Below are 24,454 nucleotides of genomic sequence, written 5' to 3' on the forward strand. Positions count from 1 at the left end.
GAGCATTAGAGGGTTTTACTATATCTTCTGACTTACTGTTTCGATTTAGGCTGTTGCTCTCCCAACAGGACCACCAGACCGGAATTGTGCTTAGACCTCGTTAAAGCCTGGAATTCGCCTGCAGTCAGCTTGTCGACTTTGTAAGGACCGAGATTCATTTTATTTAACTGGTTTCGGAGTATGGCAAAGTCATCTGCTACATTTCCCGAGAATGCACCTGCAATGTAAATCCCCTTCGGATACCTCGTGCCCTTAATGAACAGGTCGTTAATTCTGGCGGAGTTGTTGGTAAGCTCTACGTCCACAGTTTTTGTGCCTTTGCGAATTGCAGATACTACCCTTGCACCGTCGATGGAGTCCTGTTGAGATGTGAAGTACAACAGTATGGGTGTGCCGGAAAGCTTTGAGAAGTCGGCGTCGGTTGCTGTTCCCTGTGATTTCAAATTGTTCACCTCCCGCAATAGCGACGCGTATCGCGTGCGTTGATCTGCCAGGGTTTTCTTGAGAATGTCAAGACTGTCGGTTCTCAGAGAGAGCTGGTATTTTAAGTCTTTCAATTGTGTTTTCAGGTCTTCATTTTCCTTGCGGAGCATCGACACGTCTTTGGTGTTGTATGAACTTTGCTGCGCCTGTCCATCAGTAAGTCTTGTTGATGGTCCCTTTTGAACTGCGTTGCTGGCCGGTTTCAGATAGCGCTCCAGCTCACTTATTCTTTGACGAGCATCAGTAAGGGAGTTGTTTAGTTCAACAATCTGATTGGCTCGTTTAAGTGAGTCGGCCACCAGAGCTTTGATCTGCTCGTAATCCTTAGACCTGCTGAAGAGCACCTCGTTAGCGGCCTTTTCCGACTCCACACGGCCGATGTAGTACAAGTATCCGAATGAGAGCAGTGCAATTATGAATGCAGGGATGCCGGCGATCTTAAAGAGGTAGCTTCGGTAGTTCGAACTCTTGCTGCGTTGCAGGAAATCGAGCTTCCTGTTGGGATCTTTCGTGTAGATAGAAGCCCATTCCGAAAACTTTTTGTCGTTGAGCTTTTCCCACTTCAATAGCCCAGTTAACTGTCTATCTGAAAGTAGCCGTGCTTTGCCTGAGTCGTAGTCGTCCGAGTCTTCGGCCAGTTTGATCAACGTTGCTTTATCAAGTTGTTCCTCTTTCATCCAGGTATTCAGCTCTGGCCATTTCCGGATGAGACTTTCGTGGGAGATGTCAATGAATGTTTCAGGTAACAGAACCTGGCCAGGTGGCGGCATGAGAAAGTTTACACCTTCGGCACGGTAGGCATCGATCACTTTCTTCAGGTCTTCATAAGACGCACCGCTAACAGCCACCAGATCCTCCAGTTGCGTCGGGCGGCGTATACCCAGACCGTCGCTGTTGAATTCCGTCAGGCGCTGAAATATTACCTTGACTATTCGCAGGAGATTTGGAGCGAGGGAAGAAAGTATCTCTCCTGCGTGTTTCCCAAGTGCTGTTTGCATTCCTCCGACTTCTTCATAGACGTCAATATCTATGATGCTGGAGGTTTTGCCTTCCTGGCTTTTCGCCAGCCACAACTTCCAGGTCCTCATCAACGCATGTTGCAGTACCGGCAGTTGATCGGGATCATCCTGAATATCATTTAATACCCTTGAAGTTAAAGACGGTGACATATTCACCTTGATCCGCGAAACCTCCAATGGTCTTAAGATTGCCTCTTTGTACTGGCTGCGCGTTAGTCGCGGTACGAGAAACTGGCCTTCGTTAATTTTTTCCGGAAGTCCGGGGAACTCAGAGCAGCGGCCCAGAAAGTCGGAGCGCATGGTTACAATGATGTATACTTTGCTCACCGGATCGTTGGCGGCTGTAAGCAAAAGGTTAATGAATCTGAGCGATTCGTCGCGATTTTCTTCCTGGTCTTTGAACCTGAATATCTCTTCGAACTGATCAATGACTATTAAGAGCTTTTCCTGTCGCTTGCTTTGTCTCAATGAATCCAGTATGCCGCGTGAACTGTAGTCCAGGTTCATGCGCGTGTATTTGGTCTCATACACGTCTTCATGACCACCGAGTACTTCAGCTTTGTTGAGTGCAATAGCAAGATTTGAAACAGGAGCGTTTTCCGGACGTGATACGGCAATGAGCCAGTTACCCGCTCTTTCCAACTGAGGCACCAACCCGGCCCTCACCAACGATGATTTTCCTGTTCCTGAGGATCCTACGATGGCGAGAAAGTTTGAAGAAATCAGACGTGCCTTCAACTCGGCTATCTGAGTGTCGCGGCCGAAATAGTAAGGCGCATCGTCTTTGTCAAACGGCCTGATGCCCGGATAGATATTGAAGTCGTTGAGATTCATTTCTCCACTGTTTCCTTCAATCTCGTGGAAACTTCTGCCAGAAAATCCTGCAGCGAGCCTTCGATAAGGTCACTCGTTTCGCTGACTGAATTTCTGACGTTATCTATGAATGACTTTTGTCGTTCGTCCGTCGTCAACAATCCCTTTGGTACCCAGATTAACATGGGCAACCCGCGCTTTATCGCCTTTTGATATTGGAGATCATTGAGCGATTCGCTGGTCTCAGGCAGCAACAGTCCATAGTTTTTGCCAATGATATGGATCGACAGTTCACAATCTTTCAGATAGACGTCGAGTTGTGATTCTGCCTCTGTTTTGGAGTCTGAAAGATAGGTTGGTGGAAACACGACGAAACCCTGCGATTCCAGTTCTTTAACGATGTCAGCTCTTGCCGATTCTGAGTCCTTTGTTGTCTCCGCCACATAGACGTAGCGCTTCGAGCGTTGGCTTTGGAGATTTACCCAGATATGAACAAGCTTATTAGCCAGATTATTCAAAGCGGTGTCGAACTCCTCGCATTTCGGATCGAGGTGAGTCAGGTTGTTGTTCTTGTCGACCGTAAAGAAATTGAAGAAGAGCTGGCCGCGAAATTCGACAGGTAGTTTGTTGATGAATTCTTTGTCAACCTGATTATGGCCATGAAGCAATCGCTTAATGGCGACGAAGATGCGCTCTTCAGGATTTGTATCAGGCATCCTCTGACTTAGGTTTCGGATAAATTCGGTGCGCTCTTCCTGACACCATTCACGTTTGAGATACCAGGGCGAGAGCAGCGTTACGAGTATCTCTGCCTTTCTGATTTCGCCAATGATTTGTTCCCGAAGGAGATTTCCTTTAAAGTCGTATTGGTCGAGGAATACGGAAACCTCTTCGCCAAGGATTGATCCAAGACGCTTCCTGAGTTGTTCATGAAATTTGATCACCCATCCATCGGGATCTTCATTATCGGCCCGCGCATAACTTAGAAAAATCTCAGCCATAACTTTAATTTTTCAAGGTCTCATCAAACAAACTAATATGTCATTTATGATCGCATGCGAAAAAGGTAAGTAGCGCCGATCCTGAAATGACCATTGAAGCTCTAAGAACAGTCTGAGTAAAAGCCCTTTGATCAGGACTCTCAGGGATGCATATCATTCTTGCCAGAGGACAAAACCAACCTTCTCATCCTGTCAGTTGCTAAAAATTGATGATAAGATGGGTTATCATCTAAGTTAGCCAGAGTGAGAGAGTTTTGCAAGGCTAGGTAATGATTATGATATACCTGGTTACGGTGAGGAGAGAAATAATGGCCTCCAAACATTGGAATGAAGTTCCTATCTTTAATTTAGCTATGGTGCCACGTCGGGTGCCGATGTTGATCGTCGAGTTAGCTCGGTCCTTTTCTAACACGATCATTTGTTTTACGGTCGAAGTAGTTTTTTAGTCTGTACGAGTTGTCTATTCCTTTTGTGATTAATCCTGTGGACAGCTCAGCTTTGCCTTTGTGCTGAAGAATAGTTTGATATATGCCAACATTAACACCCCAATTGAGATCCGACTATCAGCGGCTGTTCGATAGCTGCGTGATCAAGCCGAATAGGTTTACCGAGATCGACAAGTGCATGCAAACGATCCTGTCGAAGAGACCAAACTATGAAGCTGTGGAGACCTCGACTGGTGTTCCATGGTATTTCGTGGGTATTGTTCATAACCTCGAATGCAGCAGCGACCTGACCAAACACCTGCACAATGGGGATCCGCTGGCTGCCAGAACAACGCATGTTCCGGCAGGAAGGCCGAGGAACGGAAATCCGCCCTTTACCTGGCCCGTCAGTGCTATTGATGCATTGCAACAAAAGGCATTGGATCAATGGACTGACTGGAGTATACCTGGGCTACTGTTCCAACTGGAACGATACAACGGCTTTGGCTACAGGCGCTATGGCATCGAATCGCCTTACCTGTGGAGTTATTCGAATCATTATACAAAAGGAAAGTTTGTTCAGGATGGCTTGTTCAGCGAATCGGCAGTATCGAAACAATGTGGTGCGGCCGTCCTGCTCAGAAGGTTAGGCGAGAGACAAATAGCCGTGACGGGTCAGCTGGATCTCATATCTCAGATAAAAGCGTTGGGAGGTACCGTTGAATTTGCTCCCAACAGATTCAAAGCAAACGCACAGGAGCTGCAGAGATTATTGAACAGGGCAGGGGTGCCGTTGCGAATTGATGGTAAGGCGGGAAGAATGACATCAGATGCCTACTTCGCAATCAGTGGCAAATACCTTCGTGGAGACAATCGATGAATATCTGAAAGAACATTTATAATATGAGAATCAGCAAAATTGTCATTCGGGGAGAACGGCAGGCTATTTCTGAAGTGAGGTCTACTGAGACTCAGGATGACCTTCAGCTTGAGGAATCGTTCGTTGTCAGAAGCGGCACCCGTGGTGCATCGGAAAGGCACGAAGTACCCCTGAACAATGACTCAATTGTAGAGTTTGTATTCGAAGATGGTACGACTTGGATTTGTAATTCGAACACGATCGACGAGATATTCCCTGAAGTAACGACTGCAAGCCGGTCCGCATCTGAAAAGGCAGAGATCCCACTTATGCTGGTGAGCAGCGACGTTGAACGGGGACTGATAGGAAACATCCTGTTAAAAGTTGTCAACATTTTCTCGAGGAAGAAGTTGACGAAGAAGGTTAAGGACCTGGCACAGGACCTTGAAATGAAGCAACTCGAAAATCAGGTCGGATTGTTTCGCCTTGACAGAAGTTTTAAACTGCAGCCGCTTATCGCAGAAACGTCTACGCGGCCTTACCTCCTTTTCATACATGGTACCGCTACGTCAACTAAAGGATCATTTGGCGGATTGGATGGAACTGATCCCTGGAACTTCATCCATGAAAACTATGGTGGACGTGTTATCGCATTCCAGCATGAGTCGTTGACGAAGGGACCGCTTCAGAACGTGCTGGAGTTAATTGAAAGCCTGCCGAAGAATTGTTTGCTGCATATTATCACGCAGTCTCATGGTGGGCTTGTGGGCGAATTGCTTTCACGATTTTGTAACTCCGACCAGCATCATGTTGGGTTTGGTGATGATGAGATCAATCTGCTGAAGAAGTCGAAGAGAACGGATGATGTAAAAAACATTAGACTTATCCGGGAGGCGATCGCTACAAAGAATATTACAATTGAAAAATTCATACGTGTTGCCTGTCCTGCGGGGGGGTCGACACTTGCTTCCCGAAGACTCGATCACCTGTTGAACGTGCTTGCCAATCTGATCACCTTCGGAACCGGCGGGGTAGGAGGCGCGATCACAACCGCATTCAGGAACCTGATCTCTGCTGTTATTGAGGCAAAGAATGATGTCGATACACTGCCAGGAGTTGAAGCATTGAGTCCTAAGTCGCCGTTTATTGAGGCATTGGTGTTTCCCGGTTCGCCTGTGGAGATCGACAATTCGCTGATCATCATATCGGGAAACTGTAAGATGAAGGTCAATCTCAAAGGCCTTCTGGTGATAGCTACCAAGCTTTTCTTTGGAGAGAAGAATGATCTCGTTGTGAATACGGATTCCATGTATCTGGGTACGCGCAGGAAAGGGAAGGTGCAATACTTTTTCGATGAGGGTGCCGAGGTGGATCATTTCCACTATTTCAAAAACAAGCGGACCAACGAAGCTCTTTTTAATGCGCTTAAGGCAAAGGAAGGTGAAACGATTAAGGATTTTAGAGTGCGGGAGGTACAGCCCTCTGAAGCAAGTCGTGGCATTTTTGGTTTAGAAATAGGACAGGTCTTTCAGAATCATGTGAGCGGCTCCAGGCCAATCGTTGTACTGCTACCTGGCATCATGGGTTCCAATCTGGCACAACAGAAAGTGCTGATATGGATTGACTATTTGAAGTTTTTAGGGGGAGACCTCAGGAAGCTTGATATCACGACAAAAAACATAGACGCGCCGTCGCTGGTGAAGACGTCATATGGAAAAATTGTCAGACATCTTTCCCTGGAATATGATGTGGTTACTTTCCCTTATGACTGGAGATTGCCCTTGACTGAGTCAGCGGCAAAGTTTAGCAATACAATCGAAGCGCTCCTGAAGTTCAATCAGCCGATAAAAGTGATCGGTCATTCGATGGGCGGTGTACTTGTCAGGGATTTCATGGTGTATCAGTCAGACACGTGGGAGAAACTTAATCGTTCGGCAGGTTTTCGTCTGATCTTTCTTGGCGCACCACTTGGAGGTGCGTTTCGGATTCCTTCTGTTCTCTTCGGGCACGATGGAATCATCGACAAGCTCAGCAAGATCGATATCTTTCATACGAAGAAGGAACTCGTGAAGATCTTTTCGCGGCTGCCGGGGATATTAAGTTTGCTGCCTCACAGCAGCGAACACGACTTTTCCGATCCGGATACCTGGGAGGCTATGCGCGCAGGTATTGACATTCCGGACTGGCCCGTGCCGGCGCCGGAAGATCTAAAGGCTTTTGGGAAGTATCGCGATAAGATACACAAGGCATTGGATGATATCGACTTCAGAAACGTTGTTTACATCGCCGGAAGAGACCGGGCGACAACATGCGGTTATAGGGTTGATGATGGTCCGGCAGGCAAGGAGTTGGTGTTTCTCAGCACTGCCGAGGGTGACCAAAGCGTGACATGGGAAAGTGGCATTCCTTCCAGGATGATCAAGAGCGATTCCGTCTATTACGTTGACGTTTCCCATGGTTCACTGGCGAATGAGCCGAGCATGTTTGAAGGCATCAGCGAGCTTCTGACAAATGGTTTTACAAACCTGCTCAGTCGGGTCAGGCCGACGGTCCGCGGCGATCAAAAGCTTTTCAGAAGTCCTGAGCTAATTGATTTCGATCTTACACCGGAAGGAGTCGAGAATAGTATTCTTGGAATTAAACCTGGAGAAAAGGTCAGATCAAGTCAACATTTGCTTAAGCTGTCTGTCTGCAATGGAGATTTGAAGTATGCAACGTATCCGGTACTCTGCGGACACTTTACTGGCGACGGTATTTTGTACGCTGAGAAGGCCATAGACTTCTATTTGAAAGGAGCCTTGAGTGAAAGGCACCGCCTCGGACTTTATCCAGGCCCCGTTGGTTCCAGCGAAGTAATGTTATCATTTTCAAAGGACGATTTCAGGGGCGCGGTTATTGTCGGTCTCGGGGACTTTGGCACCCTCACTGCGTTTCAACTCGCGAAGTCTGTAGAGCAGGGAACGTGTAACTACCTTCTTCAGTTGAACAATAAGCATGCGAAGGCAAAACTTCAACCGGGAATAACTTCATTGATCATTGGATGTGGCTATGGAGGACTAAGCATAGAAAGTTCGATCAACGCAGTTGCCAGTGGAGTCAATAACGCGAATAACAAGATCAGCAAGCTATATGGTGATCGCGCGCAACTAATCAACAATCTTGAGTTCGTTGAGCAGGATCGGCGAAAGGCGCTGAGCTGTCTTTATGCGCTGTATAAGATAGAAAAGAACAGCGACCAATCATTGGCGGCAGTTCTTGAAAAGAAGATCATCGTTGAAAAGCCCGGGTTAACGGAGAGCTATACGCTGGACAGCGGAATTGGATGGTGGACCCGAATTACTGTGAAACGTGACAAGAAAGAAAAGGGGAATGACAAGCTCCAGCATCTCATATTCAACATATCGACTGGCGGATCACGGGAGGAGCAGAGGTCCTTACAAACCAGCAGGGACATCATAGATCAGTTGTTGAAGGAAATCTCTGTTGAAAACAACTGGTCATTGGGTAAGGCCAGAACAATCTTTGAGCTGCTGATTCCTAATGATTTCAAAGAACAGGTAAAGAAGCAGAACAACATCGTTTGGGTACTGGATGAAGATACGGCTGCTTTTCCCTGGGAACTTCTTCAGGACAGCGTTGAATCGGGGAAGCCATTAGCGATTAATGCTGGCATGGTTCGCCAGTTGGTGACAGAAGATTATAGGATTAAGATAAACGCGGTCAACAATACTAAGGCGCTTGTTATTGGAGATCCTGAGTTGGGAGGAATGATCTCCCAATTGCCAGGCGCTTATAAAGAAGCGCAGGTCGTTTCTTCTTTGTTGTCAGCTGAGGGATTCGAAACAACACCGATGCTGAAGAGTTCATCGGGTCAGATTATCGAGGCACTTTTTAGCGCCGAATACAAGATCATTCACCTCGCAGGTCATGGCGTGTATGATCCCGAAAGACCCGAACATTCCGGAATGGTGATTGGCAATAATGCATTTCTCACCACAGGTGAGATCAGTCAGATGAGTAGTGTGCCGGAGCTGGTATTTGTAAACTGTTGCCATTTGGGTAAAGTCGATGGTGGCGATGAGCGTTATTATCAGAATCGGAACAAGCTGGCAGCAAACATAGGTGTACAATTGATTCAAAATGGAGTTAAGGCTGTGATCGCTGCGGGATGGGCAGTTGATGATTCAAAGGCATTAAAGTTCACCGAGGTTTTCTATAAGAGCATGTTTGAGGATTGCACGTTTGGTGACGCAGTGAGGAAAGCCCGTGCGGCGATTTATGAAGATCACGCGACCAACACGTGGGGTGCGTATCAGTGTTATGGTGACCAGTTTTATAAGTTCCGCGAATTTGATGCGGGTACGGGGAAGAAGAAGTATTCATTTGTTACTTCCGGAGAGGCACTTATTGAGCTGGCTAACCTGCACAGCGAAATCGAAACGAACAACTGGGGAAAGGATGTCTACCTCGACAGACTTGTGGAGATCTCCAAAGTTGTTGACGAGAGTTCTCTTCGTGATTACCTGATTACCGAAAAGGAGGCGATGATCTACGCCGACCTGTATGAGTATGTGCTTGCCATTTCGAAGTTTGAAAATCTGCGCGCAGAGAATGTATCCTTTTCACCCCCTGCGATGGAGCGCTATTGCAGCATCCGTGTGAAGCAGTACGTTCTTGATTTTGCAAAAGCACCTAAAGACGTAAATATCTATATCAAAAAGATTGATGATGTTGTTCAGGATTTCAACAGCATGTTAAGACTTGGAGCCACTCCTATGCGTTACGCCGGCTTGGGTGCAACGTTTAAGAGAAAGTCGATCTTGCTTCCAAAGGTGCAAAAGGGAAAGGCCTATGTGCAGACTGCACTCTTCTATCAGCTCGCATACGCAGCACCGAACAATCCATACAAAGCGAATTCATTTGCAAACTGGATAGAGGCTGAGCACGTGCTTGTGTTGTTAGGTCAGCGTAAGTGGGGTGACTCCGCGAAGACTTCCGGCAGAAAGGCATATCGTTTGCCAGCATCATTGAAAGCAGCTGCAGAGGACGTGACAAGTTTAAGAGATGCTTTAGCGAACATGCCCCCCGACAAGATGGACTATCGCGACCTGGTTGGTCATGCCTCGTTAGAATTATGCTTGCATTTGCTAGAGCCCAAGTCTGCATCGGCCGATGCGCTGCTTGATATATATAAGAACATCTGGAAGAAAGCAGGTTCAATAGGGAAGCGATCCAGTGAGATTGAGCACTTTGATTTCCTCATCGACGCTTATGGACAAGTGCCGAAGACCAAACGCAACGGCGCGCTGACGGTGCTCCAACACCTGAAGACGGAACTGTTGAAGCTCGTATGAATGTGAACTCCGATTGAATGTAAAAAAGAAAGCCCCGGTTACCCGAGGCTTCCCTTGCTCTGTCAGGTTTCAAAAAATCTATTTCAAGGCGAATGTCAGATTTCCATTCGTGGAAACACTTACGGGAATGCCACCACCATTAATCTTACCGGTGATGCTGTTTTCATCCTGATCTCCGCTGAAGTTCTTGAGATCAACAACGCTGATCTTATCGCCACGCAGGCGAAGGCTCAGACCTTTGTTAGAAGGCATCTTCAGGTGAACGTTTCCACCGGAGTTGTTCAATGTAATTGCAGCAACAACTTCAGTAAGCTCAACATCGATACTGCCGCCACTGGTAGAAGCATCAAGTCCACAAGAAAGGCTACGCATCTTTATTGGTCCACCGGAGGTGTGAGCATAAAGGTTTCCCCGGATTCCTTCTCCGCGAATTGATCCACCGCTGGTCTCAGCTTCGATTTCTCCATCGAGCGATTCAAGTTCAATACCGCCACCTGAGGTATTGAGACGCAACTTACCAGAGCAATTTGCTGCCTGAATGCCGCCACCACTTGTGCTGAGTACGATATCATCTTTGCAATCATTAAGGTTGATACTGCCGCCCGAGGTCTTTCCACGTACCTTTCCGGAAACTTTATTGAGTGTAAGTCCCCCGCCGCTGGTGCTGAAGTTTTGAAAACCTTTAAGGTTAGTCAGGTCAATGCCGCCGCCACTTGTAGAAAGGTCTGTAGTTACATCAGAGGGGACATAAATCTTGTAAGAAACATTCAACTGGTTTCTCCAGTTGCTGAATGAGTGTCTTGGTTCGGCTGTGGCAACCAATTTGTTTCCATCCATTTCAACAGTAAGCTCATAGTCGTCCTTCAGTCTTTTACTAACTTCTTCTTTAGAAAGATTTTTTCCGTTATCGGATATATAAACTTCAATGCGTGCTTCGCTGGCGCTCACGCCTGTTACCTGGATATTGCCGCCGGATGTACGCGCATACACAGAATTAACATTGCTACCCGACAAGGATTTTGTCAGATACGGTGCGCGGTCCTGAGCAAAGACCGTGATGTCCAACAGGCAGATGGACAGTAGAAGAGTGAAGATGTGTTTCATATTTCGAGATTTGGTATGTCTGATGTAGGTGGTTCTTAATGTTGTTTACTTGTTTTCAATTCGTATGCCACGGGAAAAAGGGCTGAAACAAGCTTATCTAAAGTTTGTCCGCGCTCCCTTGTGTCCAAATTCCATTGTTCGATGCGCGAATCCGGACGGTGAGACGTGTCGTTCCAGCTCCTGCGCTTTCTCAGGAACAAACTATAGACTGGCTATTTGTAAAATGGTTGCACCTGGGTGGCCAGAAAATTTCCGAAACGGTTGACCGGTTGTTTTGGGTGGGCGCTGATATAGCTTTGAAGTGCGTGAATGCTAGCTTTTGAAATATACCTTGAACGTCGAGCCTTTGTTTACTTCGCTTTCAATCTCTATTCTTCCTCCCAGCGCTGTGATTTGTGTTTTTACCAGATAGAGACCGAGCCCTTTGCCTTCAAGATGAATATGAAACCGGCTATACAGAGTAAAGAGTTTATCGCGATGTGATGCCAGGTCGATACCCAGTCCGTTGTCGGAGACAGTTAGACGGATCTCATTTTCAAGCCGTTCGGTCCTGACATGTATGACGGGCGAACGCAACGGATCACGGTACTTGATCGCGTTACTGATCAGGTTGTACAAGATGCTTTCGAGGTATGGTTTTACTGTGCGAATGCTTTCTACTTCTTTAAAGTCTGTTGTAATGAGTGCGTATGTGCTGGCAACTTCGCGCTCGAGGGTACTCAGAATCTTGGTGACCTCCGTGGCGAAGTCCACTTCTGTTAGGTGGAGTTCGCTATTCTTTCTGGAATCGAGAATTGTATTAAGGTCCTTTACGACACCATCGAGTTCATTGGCAGTTTGAATGAGCTTTGGATAGATCTCGTTCTTTTTCTCAGGTGTATTCTCCAGCATTCCGAGTATTTGTCCCAGGCCTAGTATCCGCGCTACAGGTGCCCGCAGGTTATGAGCGGCTATGAAGGCAAATTGTTGAAGCTGCTGGTTGTAGTCAACGAGTTCGTTTGTGCGCTTGGCAACCTCTATCTCAAGATTTTCATTTTGCTTTTCTACCAGGTCCCGTTGCTTGGACACCTCATCCTGACTCTGAAGCAGCTCTTCGTTCTGAGCTGCCAGTTCTTCGCTTTGCGCGGTTAGCCGTTTGTTTTTTTCGATGATCTCTTCCTCGCTTTTTCTTAAGGCGACGTTCGTTTTCTGGAGCTCTTCTGTTTTTTGATTTACTGCTTCTTCCAATTCACGGTTGGCAGTGAGGATGCTTCTTGTTCGAAGGAACGAGATAAGAGTAGCAATGCCGGCGGCAGTCAACAGCATGAGTGATCGTGCCCACCAGGTCTTCCACCATGGCGGCAGAACATGTATAATAAGAGAAGCTCCTTCTTCATTCCAAACGCCATCATTATTGCTGGCTCTTACGCGAAAGACATACTTATCCGGATCGAGATTCGTAAACGTGGCGAAGCGCTGCGTGCCAACGTTGATCCAGTTTGCATCGAATCCTTCAAGTTTGTACGCGTATTGATTCTTATAGCTGGACGTGAAGTTTATGCCAACATAATGTATGGTGAAGAAGAGTTGATCATAGTTGAGGTAGATCTCCTTTGATTCGGCAATGTCGGTCTTCAGAATTCCGTCGTCAGCATTTGGCTTTATTGAACGGTTGAATATTTTCAGGTCTGTGATATAGACGAACGGCTGGTTGGGATTGAAGGAGATGCTATCGGGATAGAATGCGTTAACACCCTTTCCACCGATAAGCATGCGTCCATCTTCCATTTTGAGGAATGCTTTTCTTCTAAGTTCGTTTGAGAGGAGACCATCGCTTTCATCGAAAGTCTTGAACTTTTTGGTTGAAGGATTAAATACACACAAACCTTTGCTGGTACCCAGCCAAAGATTGCCCTTATCATCTTCCAATATTCCCTGAACAAAATCTACTGGCAGACCGTCTTTTACGGTATAGGAATCAAACTTCCCTGGGGCCGCCATCCTGTGAAGGCCGCCGCTTGATCCGACCCATAGTGTTCCGTTGTGATCTTCGAAAATGCAATTGATCTGCTCGCTGGTCTTGTTCTTATCGTCCCAGACATTGACCTGCTTGATTCTTTTTGTTTCCAGTGAATAAATAGCCAGGCCGCTTCTTGCACCAACCCAAATGTTATGGTCCTTGTCTTCATGCAGAGTGAAATGGAATTGATCGCCTTCGTGTGGATAGATAAAGGGATTCTCGAAGATTCCCTTCTTCTCATCTTTGAGAATATTCAGTCCTCCAAAGGTTGACACCAGCAGCTCACCGGTTTGAGAGGACTGAGTGATGTTAAAGACGTTTGGATCTGAGAGGCTTTCGTTGCGTTGTGGATCGTGATTGTATCGTACGAAACTTCTGGATTCTTCGATGAACCGGTTTACCCCACCTTCCCACACTCCGATCCAGATCCGATGATTTCGGTCTTCAAACACACAGTTCACGGCATTGCTACTAATGCTGCCCTTATTCGCTGGGTCGTACGTAAAGCGGTGTGAGCCTGTCTTGTCTTTGAGTATAAGACCATCTTCCGTCCCTATCCACATCCGGTTTTTTGAATCTTTGAAAATGATATTGACGAGATCGTCTTTCAGCATTGGATCATAGATCGGAAGTTTATCCTCGAGGACATCCAGCACACATAAGCCTTTAGCGAACGATCCCACCCATATCCGACCTTGTGCATCCTTGCATACGGACCAGATAGAGTTGTTTATAATGGTGTTTGGATTCGACTTGTCATAAAGAAAGTTTGTTAAAGCGCCCGTCTCCATGTTCATGCGACTGAGACCGCCATTCTCAGTTGCCAGCCAAAGGTCATTCTCGCTTTCGATCATGCACCGGATGGTGTTGTTAGGTAATGAGGGTAAACCCTGAGCCGAGTGAGCCGTATAGTTGGTGTATTGATTGTCTCTGATGTTGAATTTCGAGAGGCCTCCATCGTGGGTTGCGATCCAAAGGTTTCCGCTTTTGTCACGAACAATTTTCCTCACATCATTCCCGGGCAAGCTGTTGGGATTGTTTGGATCATGGATGTAGTGCTTCTCAATGATATTAGTTTTCCTGTTCCACCTGAGGAGGCCGTTCGACTGCGACCCTAACCAGAACTCATTCTCGGAGATCTGAAATATGCTATAGATGCCCTCGGCGGCGCGGAAGAGGAGGAACTTTTCCCATTTATGGGTTTTGGCGTCCCTGACTGCAACGAAGGCCTGTTCGTTGAAAGCGCCGCCGATCCAAAGGTTATGCTGGGCATCTTCGGTGATGCGAAAGACCTGGCAATAGCGTTGTGAAAATTCAGGCACGCGGGTAAAGGCATCGGTAGTCCTGTTATAGTATTGCAATCCGGAGTTCAAAGTTGATACCCAAACCACCCCCTCCCTGTCTTCATAGACAGCCTCAACCCGATTCTTTGCGAGGGACGTCGTATCGTTTTCGATATTTCGATAGATTTTGAATTCATATCCATCGAAACGGTTGAGCCCGTCCATAGTCCCGACCCATAGAAATCCCTTTGAGTCTTGTTGTATCGTGGTGATATTAAGATTGGACAATTGAATATTTTCAACCAGGCGTCGGAATTTGGCGTCATGTGTGATACGCTGCGCACGGGACTGCTGAGCAAAAATGACTACTGCAAAAATTAAAAGGCGTGCGCGTAAGCACAGCTCAAAAGGCCAGGCTTTTCTTTTATGGAGACGTGGATACAGCATCGACTGGGTTAAACAAATATAGTGAGGGAAAGGCAATCGAAACAGATACCGCGGTTATCTTGATTGTGAGACTGTTTGGCCGCGCCATACGCATCTCAGAAACTGCCTGTTATTCTATACGAGCTATTCTCATAAATTGCATCATGAGAACAATCCTTGTAATGGCTTTCTTACTTGTTGCCTCCTTTAGTTCAAGGGGTCAGCAAGTAATAAGCGCAACTGACCCATCCATCGAATATGTGGGAAGATTTGACTTTGCCGACAGGCAGCGCCCTGCTTTTATGTATTCCGGTTGCATGCTCAGAACAGGATTTACCGGAACGTCGCTCACGGTGAGGCTACAGGATGACAGCCTCCGGAACTGGTATACCGTAAAACTGGATGATAGCGTTTTCATTTTTAAATCAGACCGAAAGGATGGACTGTATGAGCTTGCACATGCTCTGCGGAATACCAAACACAGCATCGAAATCAGCAGGAGGACCGAGTGGCACGGCGGTACGACAAGGGTTAACGGATTCGTCATTGACGACGGAAGCAAGCTGTTCAGTTTGCCGAAGTTAAAAAGAACAATTGAGTTTGTCGGGAATTCACTCACATGTGGCTATGGGAATGAAGGGAAAACCCGGGAAGAGCACTTTGCGTACGAAACTGAAAACAATTATCATACTTACGGGACACTAGTGGCAAGGGCGGTGAAAGCGAATTATGTAGCAGTATGCCGATCAGGCATCGGTATGTATCAGTCCTATGGCGGAGAGAAGGAGTTTGTACAACCTAAGTTGTATGACGAGATTGTTGTGGGCAGTAAGTCAGTGTGGGATTATAAAAGCTATCAGCCGGATGTGGTGGTTATTGAACTGGGCTCGAATGACCTTGCAAAAACTCTCGACAGTGCAGCTTTTGTCAATACGTATATTCAGTTCGTTAAAAAGATAAGGAGCCAGTATGCAGATGCCAGGATCATTTGTGCGGCAGGGCCGGATGGAGTTGACGAGAAGGAATCAAAATTCCAATCTTACATAAGAGCTGTGACTGACTATTTTGGTCCCGGCGACAAGCGGGTACATTATTTTTACTTTGGCAGGATTGATTCACATGGAAGTGACTGGCATCCTAACTTAAAGGAACACGAGCAAATGGCAGCCGTCCTTTTGCCTTTTGTTAAGAAGATCACTGGATGGTGATCGCATGGGATGCGTTCACGCTGCTGTGCGTTCTCACTGAGTCGTCGAGATCACGTGAGATGGCGACAAGAATTTCGTCGATGTCCCGGGCCTCGCCTTCTACTTTGTCGAAGATCCAATCGCTGTTCAGGTCCGTATTCAGTCGGGACACAGAGATGAGGCCAAGGATCCGAGCGACGGGTCCACGTACTTTGTGTGCATTGGTGAAAGATAACTTTACGAGCATGTCGTTTTGATCTCTGATGCTTCGCGTTTTCTTTTCCACGAGCTCTCCAAGATCGCTATTGAGCATGTTCAGCTCGTGGCTTTGTCGCAGCAGCGCCCGGTTCTGATCTTCAATCTTTTCGAGATTCCCCCGAACCTTGAGCATCAACTTTTCAGTTAACCGGTCATTGTATGAGATGATTGATTGAAATGAAATACATCCGGCGCTGATGACCAGGTATGATACCAATGTTCTCATCCACATAATTTGATAGTCACTGTCTCCTGAAATGCGTTCAGAGATATCAAGGCCCGCGAGATTCATCCACTTATTAAAGAACAGAACTGATAGTAGCGAAGGAAGAATTCCAAGGATGAGTAGAGGGAGCTGGCTTCTATCGAAAATAAGATAAGGTACAAAGCTCACACCGAGCAAGAAGATGCGAAGTCCATCATATTGACTTACTTCAATCGCAGTGGACGCATGCATCTGACCGATGAATGAGTACCACAGAAAAAGAATCGGGCCGATACAAAGGACGAGACGCCCTGCGGTAGTGAGATGCAGGCGATTCATGAAAATCGGAGATGTGAAAATGATAGTACCCAGTATCCAATGTATGTCGACATGTGGATTTGAAAACACTGTAAGCCTGAAAATAAATACTGCGTTGATGGCGACCGTGAGAATGAGAGAAAGATAGTTCGATATTAAAATTGATCGCTTCGTCTTATAGGTCATCCTTTCTTCAATGCCGGATCTCACGATCGTTCTAAAAAGGTCCATAGGTACGAGGTTAAGGACAACAGTTCAAAGAGCTCAAAAATAGCACATGGACGAAAAGGTTGATGCCCATATCACGACACATGAGGCGCAAAATGCGAGGTGATCCGGGAAGTGATCAAAAATCACAGTTACAAACGGTTACAATACCGTTCGCTATTTCTTCTTTCTCGGTGATTTCTTTTCTCTGTCGCCCGGTGAAGTGTCCGGATTATTGATTGGCGGAGGTGTGGAGTAGAATCCTTTTGGGTACCCTTGTACTTCACTTAGATCTAATTCAAGTACAGTGCCGTCTTCTGTGTAAGCGCCTAAAGTGAAATCTTCGTAAGCAATGAGTGTGATGCTCGCTTCTCCCCTCACGGCTCTAGCGTATTGAATTTCCTGTGAAAATGAATCGTGAACAAAAAAGGCAACATCGCCTGTGAGAGGGATGTCGTTTGTTGAAGAGACAATGGGTGTAACTTTAAATGCTCCAGGCACCAGCCGCTCATTGACGGTTGCATGAAGACGTTTGTTGTTGGATTCGGCCTTTCCTCCCCAGCGGTTTTTTTGAAGATCTGTGTTTATAGTAATAGCGTTCGATGCATAGAGATTGAGCACGGTTGCTTTGAAATTATCACGAGGGTAATAGAATCCTTTAGGATAGTCGACTCCTTCATTCAGATCCAGCTCAAGCGTTGTTCCATCTTCAAGCATGGCACCAACAGTAAAAGCCTCATACACCGCAGAGAGGCGCAGTATTGCCGCGCCCGATCTGAACCGCGTGAATCTGACCTGAGGCGTAAACGTATCATGAAGAAAAAAGGCTACTTCGCCATGCATCCTTGGGTCTGGTGCTTCAACGACGAGTGTAACACGATAATACTTGAACTGTCCGTCTTCAACATCGGCGAGAAAAGTAAATCCGTTTCTTGTGGCCTGGCCTCCCCAGCGATGTTTTTGAAGGTCGTCTTTGACTATTATCGTTCTGCTTTCGTTGTCCCCTCTTGCAAGTAGTCGGAATTCTCTTTCGCTCTCATTAATGGTATTTTCTGAAGAATCATTTTCCTTCCTGAAGTTCCAGTTGATGTGAAATGAGTTGTCTGTCATGAAAACTGAAAGCGGTCGTCTTAAACTGCCATGCGCCTGGTCTCCGCTAAAAGTGATGCGCTTATCTACATACGCACCGAATGTGCTTAGAATTCTTTCGTCTTCATATAGAATCCAGCCCACGAGTACTTCGGAGAATCTAATGGCGGTGGTGTCGTCGACTATTCCGTCGAAGCCGATCGCTGCCCTGGCCCCGAGCATGACCGCATATTGCGACAAGATTTTTGAGCGACAGGTATTTGAGACTATTAATTGAAGATTTCGCTGGTGATCTATTATACCACTGAGTTCGGCGATGCCGATAGTATCTTCCGGAAAACTCCAACGGCCTTTGTCGTCCAGCCCGCCGTAATAGATCATTTGGATGCGTCCCCTATTCTCAGGACTCAGGATGAAATCCATGACTTGCGTGAGAGGGACATTGAACATAAACTCTACACGCCATCTTGCAGGATCAAGGTTTTGAGAATCGAACATTCCTTTAATTACCTGATATTCATCATCGATTTGAAGACGAGCTTTGACCTTGTCCGAAAAGATGAAAAGCAAAATTGCGGGATTAGTTCTTGCGGGTTCTTTTTCAAGGTGAGCCAGGTACTCATTGAAATCAGTGCGTTCAGGCAGCGCCTTTTGTTTTCGATATTGTTCGATCACGCGTAAAGTGTTGGCATCTCGTTTTCCTGTCAGAGGCTTGTCCAGTAGCCCAACGTTGAAGAGGGCTGTTTGTAAACGGATCATGAAATTCGGTCCGCGGAGAAAGAATTGATCTTTAGCCTGTTCGCTTCCTATGAGTCGCGGGGCTTTAGTATCCCATACGGTGGCTTTGTTTCTGCCTTCATTTGGGACGAGATCAATCTGATCGTAGAAGTTCAGTGCAGACTGAAAGAGATCACGGTTTGAAAAGTGCAGTGAAGGATCTGACCGCAACGCCAAACAAAGTGAGTGAGTGAACGCGCAGATTGGTTTGTCATGTTCCATCACATTCATCGTATCGGCCGGTTGCTCGAGACCGCATGCGGCAAACACCATATGTCGTGGGTCCGTTTCGTCGAGCCAGTATTTTGTTCCGGCGTAATCGAGTTGCAGGACGATCGTAATTGAGTGATACTTTCCCGAGCGCGCGATATAGCTGATGTTGTCATCCCTCAATGCCTGAGAATCCGCCGTACGAGCCAGGCAATGGTCGTCTTCGCGTGTGCCATCGGTGGCGATGTAAAGGATGATGTCGTCTTTGTCAGTAGTGCTCTTCATTAGTTTGGTCCAGGCATCGAGGATTCCCGCGCGCGTGGCTTTGTCGTCATGAAGAACCGTAGCCTTTACGTTATTCTTACCAAAACAGTCTTCGATTGTTTTGGTGAACAGCATGGCACTGTTGACATCGAAAGTCCCATTTGCTTTTGCCATGGGATCCGGACCTGTACATACGACGAGCATCCTGATCTTTCTGTCAGAGTGATTCTTTGGAGCGGACTTGTCAATGCCGGTGATCTGCACGGGAACCGTGACGGCACCTCCCTCGTCAGTGTCGGCGATGCGCGACAGAATTGAAGGTTCGTTGTCGAGTTGCTTTTGAAAGGCAGGATCATTTTTTTCCAGTAGTGACTTTAGCGCGTCCATCCACGGCGATTGTGCCTGCACTTGCTTCAGAACGTTGTTCGGATTCGCACCCTGGAGATGTTGCCAGCGTTTAGTGGTATTGCCTACGGTGTCCAGCAACCGCAGCATATCACTTTCGTTGTTTTCCCGGGCTGCTATGTAGAACTTGTCGCGCAGCACCCTTATGTATTTGCCGGGATTTGTATTCGATAGTGCCTCGTTTACCTGGTGTTCGGTGTACGCCGTGCCCCAGCGTTGAGTGGCATCGTTGGGAATACGATAGTATTGTTCGGAGAAATCTGCGATCTCTTCAAGGCTGTGAAGTCCGCGCTCTTTCCACAAGCCGTCTTCATCGTCGTATGCGACCTTTAGCCAGCGCTGAAACTCGATCCGGATAGGATAGCTCATTTCATATAACTCAAACCCGACTTCATCGCACATAGGCGATAGTAGTACATCGGCCACGGCCACGCGGTGGATCATTGTTGGATTGCCCATCCATGTGTATTGATTGAAGTTCTGCCAGAGCTTGTAAAGAAGATCGGGCGTAAGTGTTGCCGGAACCGAGGCGTAGGCGGCGAAGATGAAATGGCCAAACTGATATTCAAGGAAGAAGTCATCGACAAAACGATAACAGAATGAGCGAACCTTCGATGCATCGAGGTCGGGCAATGAGTTGATCAAAAAGTCTTCCGGAATCATGATGTTGCCAGCTTCTTGTCCTGTTTCAAAACCAAACGCAATGTCTCCTGGAAATTATAGGCGTCGTGCTCAAGGATGGGAGCCATCAGATATACTTTGCTGAGGATCTGCTCTGCACAGCTTCCTTTCCATCGATGCGTTGGCATGGGATTTAACCAGATGGTGTGAGCACAGGATTTGTCGAGCGAATCGAGGAAAGGCAATGTCATCTTCATTCTTGAATTAACGAGCTGCGGATCTTTGTTGCCTCGTGCTGAACCTGCATCACTGATCACAATAGCAAGCGTGAAGTTTTTATTCGCGGAGGACAACGCCTCTTTGAGTTTGACAGGCTGCGTGAGATTGGATTTCCTGTAGACATATCCAGAAGGACAGTTTTGAAAGTACCATACCGAGGCTTTGGGATGTCCGCCTTCTGTGGTGGCAGTATGTATAAGACGGTTACTCAACTCGTGAAACGGTGCCATCGATCCACGATAGTCGGCAAAGATCATTAACGTGTCCTTTCGGTTTGCAAGACTGACCTTATATCTTGGATTGATAAAAAAGAAGTCACGTGCGATCTGCTTCGTTGTTTCCTGTACGTCAATTTCGTTTTCGAATCCCTGTTTATCCTTATGACGGAGGAATTGCCATGCCTTTACCATGTTGCGTCTGGTGATCGGAAAGTATTCATCTGTCTGCAGGTAATTCACGATAACCTTATCCTGAGTTGTGTCAGGCCATTGTTGCGCGTTTTGGAGCGATGGAAGTTGAAAGTATAACGGAACCTCGCGCGTGTGTTCGATGTCTTCGGGGGTCTCTGACTTTTCGCGTGTTGGCTTATTTATTATCGGCTGTTTTTTGTTCACATCAGATGGCGTTGACGTGCGATTCGAAGGATCTGATGGCGAAGAATTACTTGTGTTCGAGATTGTTTCGGCTTTCGTTAAAGCGTGCTGAATCTCCTTCTTCACGGCATCATTAAAAATCCGGACGAACTTTTCCTCATCTCTCAGATTTTGCAGGAAAAGGAATTTACAAATCTGACCCAACGCTTCCTTGTTTTCCAGTGAGGGCACTTTTTCTGTGACAAACTTTACGAACTCCTTGTATTTGTCAACGTCGATCGAATAACGTAGCTCGTGCCTGAGTGCCTCAAAGAAATGCCAGAACGGTAAGTCAGCTGTCATGATTGTTTCTTTTGTGCTGTATCAATAGCAACCTGCCGGCGGTTAACCGACTGGTAAGTTTTCAACAATGCCTGATAAAAGAGTGGAAGGTTAGTCAGATCCACTTCGTCGATGCGCTTCATTTCTGACTTGCCATTGACGCTCACCTCGAGTGATCGTCCTTCCTGAAGGTCATGGTGATACGTTCTCAACCAATCAAGTAGCTCGCTGGTTGAGACCCGTTTGTTGTCGCCCGGGTCTTTAAGAATTTCATCGCGCAATTTCACAAACCTGGTTATCGCTTTTCCGACAAATTCCTTATAGGTATCTACCATCCCGGGGATATGTGCGTCGATAATCCGCAGTAAGGTTGGCTCATCGGGAAACTTTATGTACAAGAAAAGACAGCGACGAAGAAATGCTTCGGGCAATTCACGTTCATCGTTACTGGTGATGAAAATAAGCGGAGGATATCGGGCGGCAATTACTTCTCCTGTTTCAGAGTCGGGAATCTTGAACCGTCGTTCATCTAACTCGAGTAGAAGATCATTGGGAAAGTCAATGTCGGCTTTGTCGATTTCGTCAATGAGAAGTATTGAAGGATTCTCCTCCGTTGAAGTCAGGAAGGCTTTGCCCAAAGGGCCGAATTGACGGTAAATTGTTTTGTCCTCCTGGGCTGCACTTTCTGAACTGCTGATAGGTGTACCGTTATCGCCGGCACTGCGTTCTCTGTACGAATCACGTAAGCGTGCAACATGATCGAAAGTATATAAGCCGTCAACTGCCTTGGACATTGATTTAATGGGCCATTCGAAGAAGTGATCCTTGTATTCGTCGCCATACCACTCGTAAGCTACCGACTTGGCGAGTTGTGTCTTGCCGCTTCCGGGTTCGCCTTTGATGAGTATGGGCCTTTGCAGGATTTGTGCGATACGAACAAGTTCAATGAGATCGGCAGTCGGTATATAGGGGAATAACAGCCTGTCCGGTTGCGTCCTTGGGACACCGTTGACCAGTTCATGCTGAAAGGTACCAGTGCCCGTGACTTTGTCGAAAGCAAAACGCGACACGGGGCACTTAGCCTGGACCGCATTTAAGATATCGACGGAAGTTTCTTTTCCGTTTTCTTTTATGGTCGTTGTGCCAGTGGCAAACCGTGAACGTGAGTTGGGAACCAGTGGATTGGGCGTTGGATAGCTTCTAATCTTCATCGGAGATTTTGTTAGGAATCAATGATTTGTCGCACGAGGCGTATAGCATGGTGAGTAAGTCGTCCTTTTCGGCTTGAGATAGTTTGCAGTGTTTACAAACAATGTTGATGAAGTCGGGAAGAGTCCATTCGCGCACAGTCCCGGCAAGTGAGCGGAGTATTGACTCATCATTGAGGTGGCTTATTCGTTCTTCAAATTGGTCACCACGGAAGGTTTCCATCCACGGCTTAAGATTCGGGAGTCTTACTTTTGAGACCGGACGTGTAGGGATGAAGTTGAACGTTGTCCTGTCAATGGTCTTCAACTCATTCGTGTTATCAACAGGCACGACATTCTCATCGGAAAAAATGATAAAGAGTTTTCCCATGCCATTTCTCGTTTCTTCCGGCTCCTGATCGAGACGGTCCCAGAACATTTTGCTGAATTGCTGAATGAACGAGCGAATGCGCTCCACAACATTCTTGCTTTCAGGTCGGAAATTTAACCAAAGGATCAAGTGACATTTGCCATCGAAGTCAGGCTCGTCACTCCTAAGTTTTTCGAAATACCATTCAAGTACATTTTCGCGGGTTACTTCTTCGCCGTGCGAGCGTATTTGCTTTGTGAGTACATTCCAGATTTCGTCTTGCTGATACTTATCGATTGTTACCCTCTCAATGCCATTGCATGCTGACGGCTCCCACTCAACGTAATTTGAATTGGAGAACCATTTGAGAATTACCTTCAGCAGTACGGCGTTGATCTCGCTGGATTCGGCCTGCGTGTAAATGAAGTTAAGACGATCGTTTGCGTTAGTGTAATAGTCTTCCAGGTCTGATTTCTGAGAACTGAAGTTGAGGTTATTGATGATTGAGTCTTTCAGGAATGTGACATCGAGCCGGTGATTTCTCTTTTCAAAAATAAACTTCGTTGGACCGGTGTCTGCTTCCGGAAGACGTTCATATAACAATTCCTGGTTTGCAACGGAACGCCTTCTTGCAATCTCAATATAGTAAGTAGATAGCCGCTGCCATTCACTTCTATCGAAGGTGAGAAAGGGCCATCGATAACTCCGCAAATATCTAACAAGAGCGTTGGCAAATGGGCTTCCCTTTCCAGGAGGCCCATCATTTGCCAACTGATACGGCAGGCATGAGGTGAGTACATATCTCGAGTAGTCGTGCTCGGTTAGCCGGCCGGTGCCCAGGGCGATTTGTCCGCCATAGCAGCAATCGAGAATCAAAAGATAATCCTTGCATTTTTTGTCTTCTGAATAGCTTTTGAAACGCTGATAGAGCAGTGAGACGTTGAACCACCTTGCCCATTTATCAGGTGGGCTATCGGCCATTGGGATATAATACTCATTGGAATCTTTATAGCCATGACCTGCGAAGTATACCAGAAGCGCGTCGTTCTCACCGATGACTTTGAATATCCTTCTCCATTTTTCATCGACGACATCCAGAGTAGCATCTCCATCGTAAATGCTTGTGATTTGGACATCGTCGTAAATGGGAATAGGGTCTTTGACATCGCCATACAACTTTGGGTACTTCTCTCTCAGGTCTCCGACAGGTTTCGGCGTTGGCAGTTTGTAGATTTCCAGTAACGTATTAAGGACGCGATTAGCATCAAGTACAGGATTCTTCAGTTGAGGAATGCCATCCTGGTAATGATCTATACCCACGACAAATACATAGTACTTGTCAATTTTCCTGGGAGGAGCTAACTGCGCGCTGTCGTTTTCGAAACCTACCATGATTC

Annotated in this window: 12 protein-coding genes; 3 read left to right on the forward strand and 9 right to left on the reverse strand. The window is 46.7% G+C overall.

What is annotated here, in order from left to right; genetic code table 11:
* Window positions 1-32: 32 nt before the first annotated feature.
* Window positions 33-2,336 (reverse strand): ATP-binding protein, encoded by a 2,304-nt coding sequence (locus WBG78_RS04460; protein WP_337325174.1) that lies wholly within the window; start codon window positions 2,334-2,336, stop codon window positions 33-35.
* Window positions 2,333-3,316 (reverse strand): toll/interleukin-1 receptor domain-containing protein, encoded by a 984-nt coding sequence (locus WBG78_RS04465; RefSeq protein WP_337325175.1) that lies wholly within the window; start codon window positions 3,314-3,316, stop codon window positions 2,333-2,335. The genes WBG78_RS04460 and WBG78_RS04465 overlap by 4 nt, the downstream gene beginning before the upstream one ends.
* A 528-nt stretch (window positions 3,317-3,844) precedes the next feature.
* Here WBG78_RS04465 and WBG78_RS04470 point away from each other — a divergent pair.
* Together WBG78_RS04470 and WBG78_RS04475 are read left to right on the forward strand one after the other, a co-directional pair.
* The gene (locus tag WBG78_RS04470) at window positions 3,845-4,621 is read left to right on the forward strand and encodes a hypothetical protein (protein ID WP_337325176.1); all 777 of its coding nucleotides are present in this window, start codon (window positions 3,845-3,847) and stop codon (window positions 4,619-4,621) included.
* Between the two features lie 23 nt (window positions 4,622-4,644).
* Window positions 4,645-9,954 carry a CHAT domain-containing protein gene (locus WBG78_RS04475; protein WP_337325177.1) on the forward strand — a complete coding sequence of 1,770 codons (5,310 nt, stop codon included), beginning with the start codon at window positions 4,645-4,647 and terminating at the stop codon, window positions 9,952-9,954.
* 78 nt (window positions 9,955-10,032) lie between these two features.
* Here WBG78_RS04475 and WBG78_RS04480 read toward each other — a convergent pair whose 3' ends face one another.
* Together WBG78_RS04480 and WBG78_RS04485 are read right to left on the reverse strand one after the other, a co-directional pair.
* The gene (locus tag WBG78_RS04480; protein ID WP_337325178.1) at window positions 10,033-11,058 is read right to left on the reverse strand and encodes a DUF4097 family beta strand repeat-containing protein; all 1,026 of its coding nucleotides are present in this window, start codon (window positions 11,056-11,058) and stop codon (window positions 10,033-10,035) included.
* A gap of 312 nt (window positions 11,059-11,370) precedes the next feature.
* Window positions 11,371-14,628 carry a two-component regulator propeller domain-containing protein gene (locus tag WBG78_RS04485; RefSeq protein ID WP_337325179.1) on the reverse strand — a complete coding sequence of 1,086 codons (3,258 nt, stop codon included), beginning with the start codon at window positions 14,626-14,628 and terminating at the stop codon, window positions 11,371-11,373.
* Between the two features lie 302 nt (window positions 14,629-14,930).
* On the opposite strand from WBG78_RS04485, the gene WBG78_RS04490 reads away from it, so the two are divergent.
* Window positions 14,931-15,974: an SGNH/GDSL hydrolase family protein gene (locus WBG78_RS04490; RefSeq protein WP_337325180.1), complete on the forward strand. Its 1,044-nt coding sequence runs from the start codon at window positions 14,931-14,933 to the stop codon at window positions 15,972-15,974.
* On the opposite strand, the gene WBG78_RS04495 is transcribed toward WBG78_RS04490, so the two are convergent.
* From WBG78_RS04495 to WBG78_RS04515, 5 genes are all read right to left on the reverse strand, one after another.
* Complete coding sequence (locus WBG78_RS04495) at window positions 15,961-16,965, reverse strand: hypothetical protein (protein ID WP_337325181.1); 1,005 nt, start codon at window positions 16,963-16,965, stop codon at window positions 15,961-15,963. The genes WBG78_RS04490 and WBG78_RS04495 overlap by 14 nt on opposite strands.
* Before the next feature lie 153 nt (window positions 16,966-17,118).
* Window positions 17,119-20,349 (reverse strand): pYEATS domain-containing protein, encoded by a 3,231-nt coding sequence (locus tag WBG78_RS04500; protein ID WP_337325182.1) that lies wholly within the window; start codon window positions 20,347-20,349, stop codon window positions 17,119-17,121.
* A complete protein-coding gene (locus tag WBG78_RS04505) occupies window positions 20,346-21,521 on the reverse strand; it encodes a hypothetical protein (protein ID WP_337325183.1) in 1,176 nt (391 codons plus the stop codon). Before WBG78_RS04505 ends, WBG78_RS04500 begins: the two co-directional genes overlap by 4 nt.
* The gene (locus WBG78_RS04510; RefSeq protein WP_337325184.1) at window positions 21,518-22,711 is read right to left on the reverse strand and encodes an AAA family ATPase; all 1,194 of its coding nucleotides are present in this window, start codon (window positions 22,709-22,711) and stop codon (window positions 21,518-21,520) included. Before WBG78_RS04510 ends, WBG78_RS04505 begins: the two co-directional genes overlap by 4 nt.
* Window positions 22,701-24,449 (reverse strand): caspase family protein, encoded by a 1,749-nt coding sequence (locus WBG78_RS04515; protein WP_337325185.1) that lies wholly within the window; start codon window positions 24,447-24,449, stop codon window positions 22,701-22,703. The genes WBG78_RS04510 and WBG78_RS04515 overlap by 11 nt, the downstream gene beginning before the upstream one ends.
* Window positions 24,450-24,454: the final 5 nt, after the last annotated feature.

Origin of the sequence: Chryseolinea sp. T2, from assembly GCF_037203685.1 — a bacterium.
Lineage (GTDB): Bacteria > Bacteroidota > Bacteroidia > Cytophagales > Cyclobacteriaceae > Chryseolinea.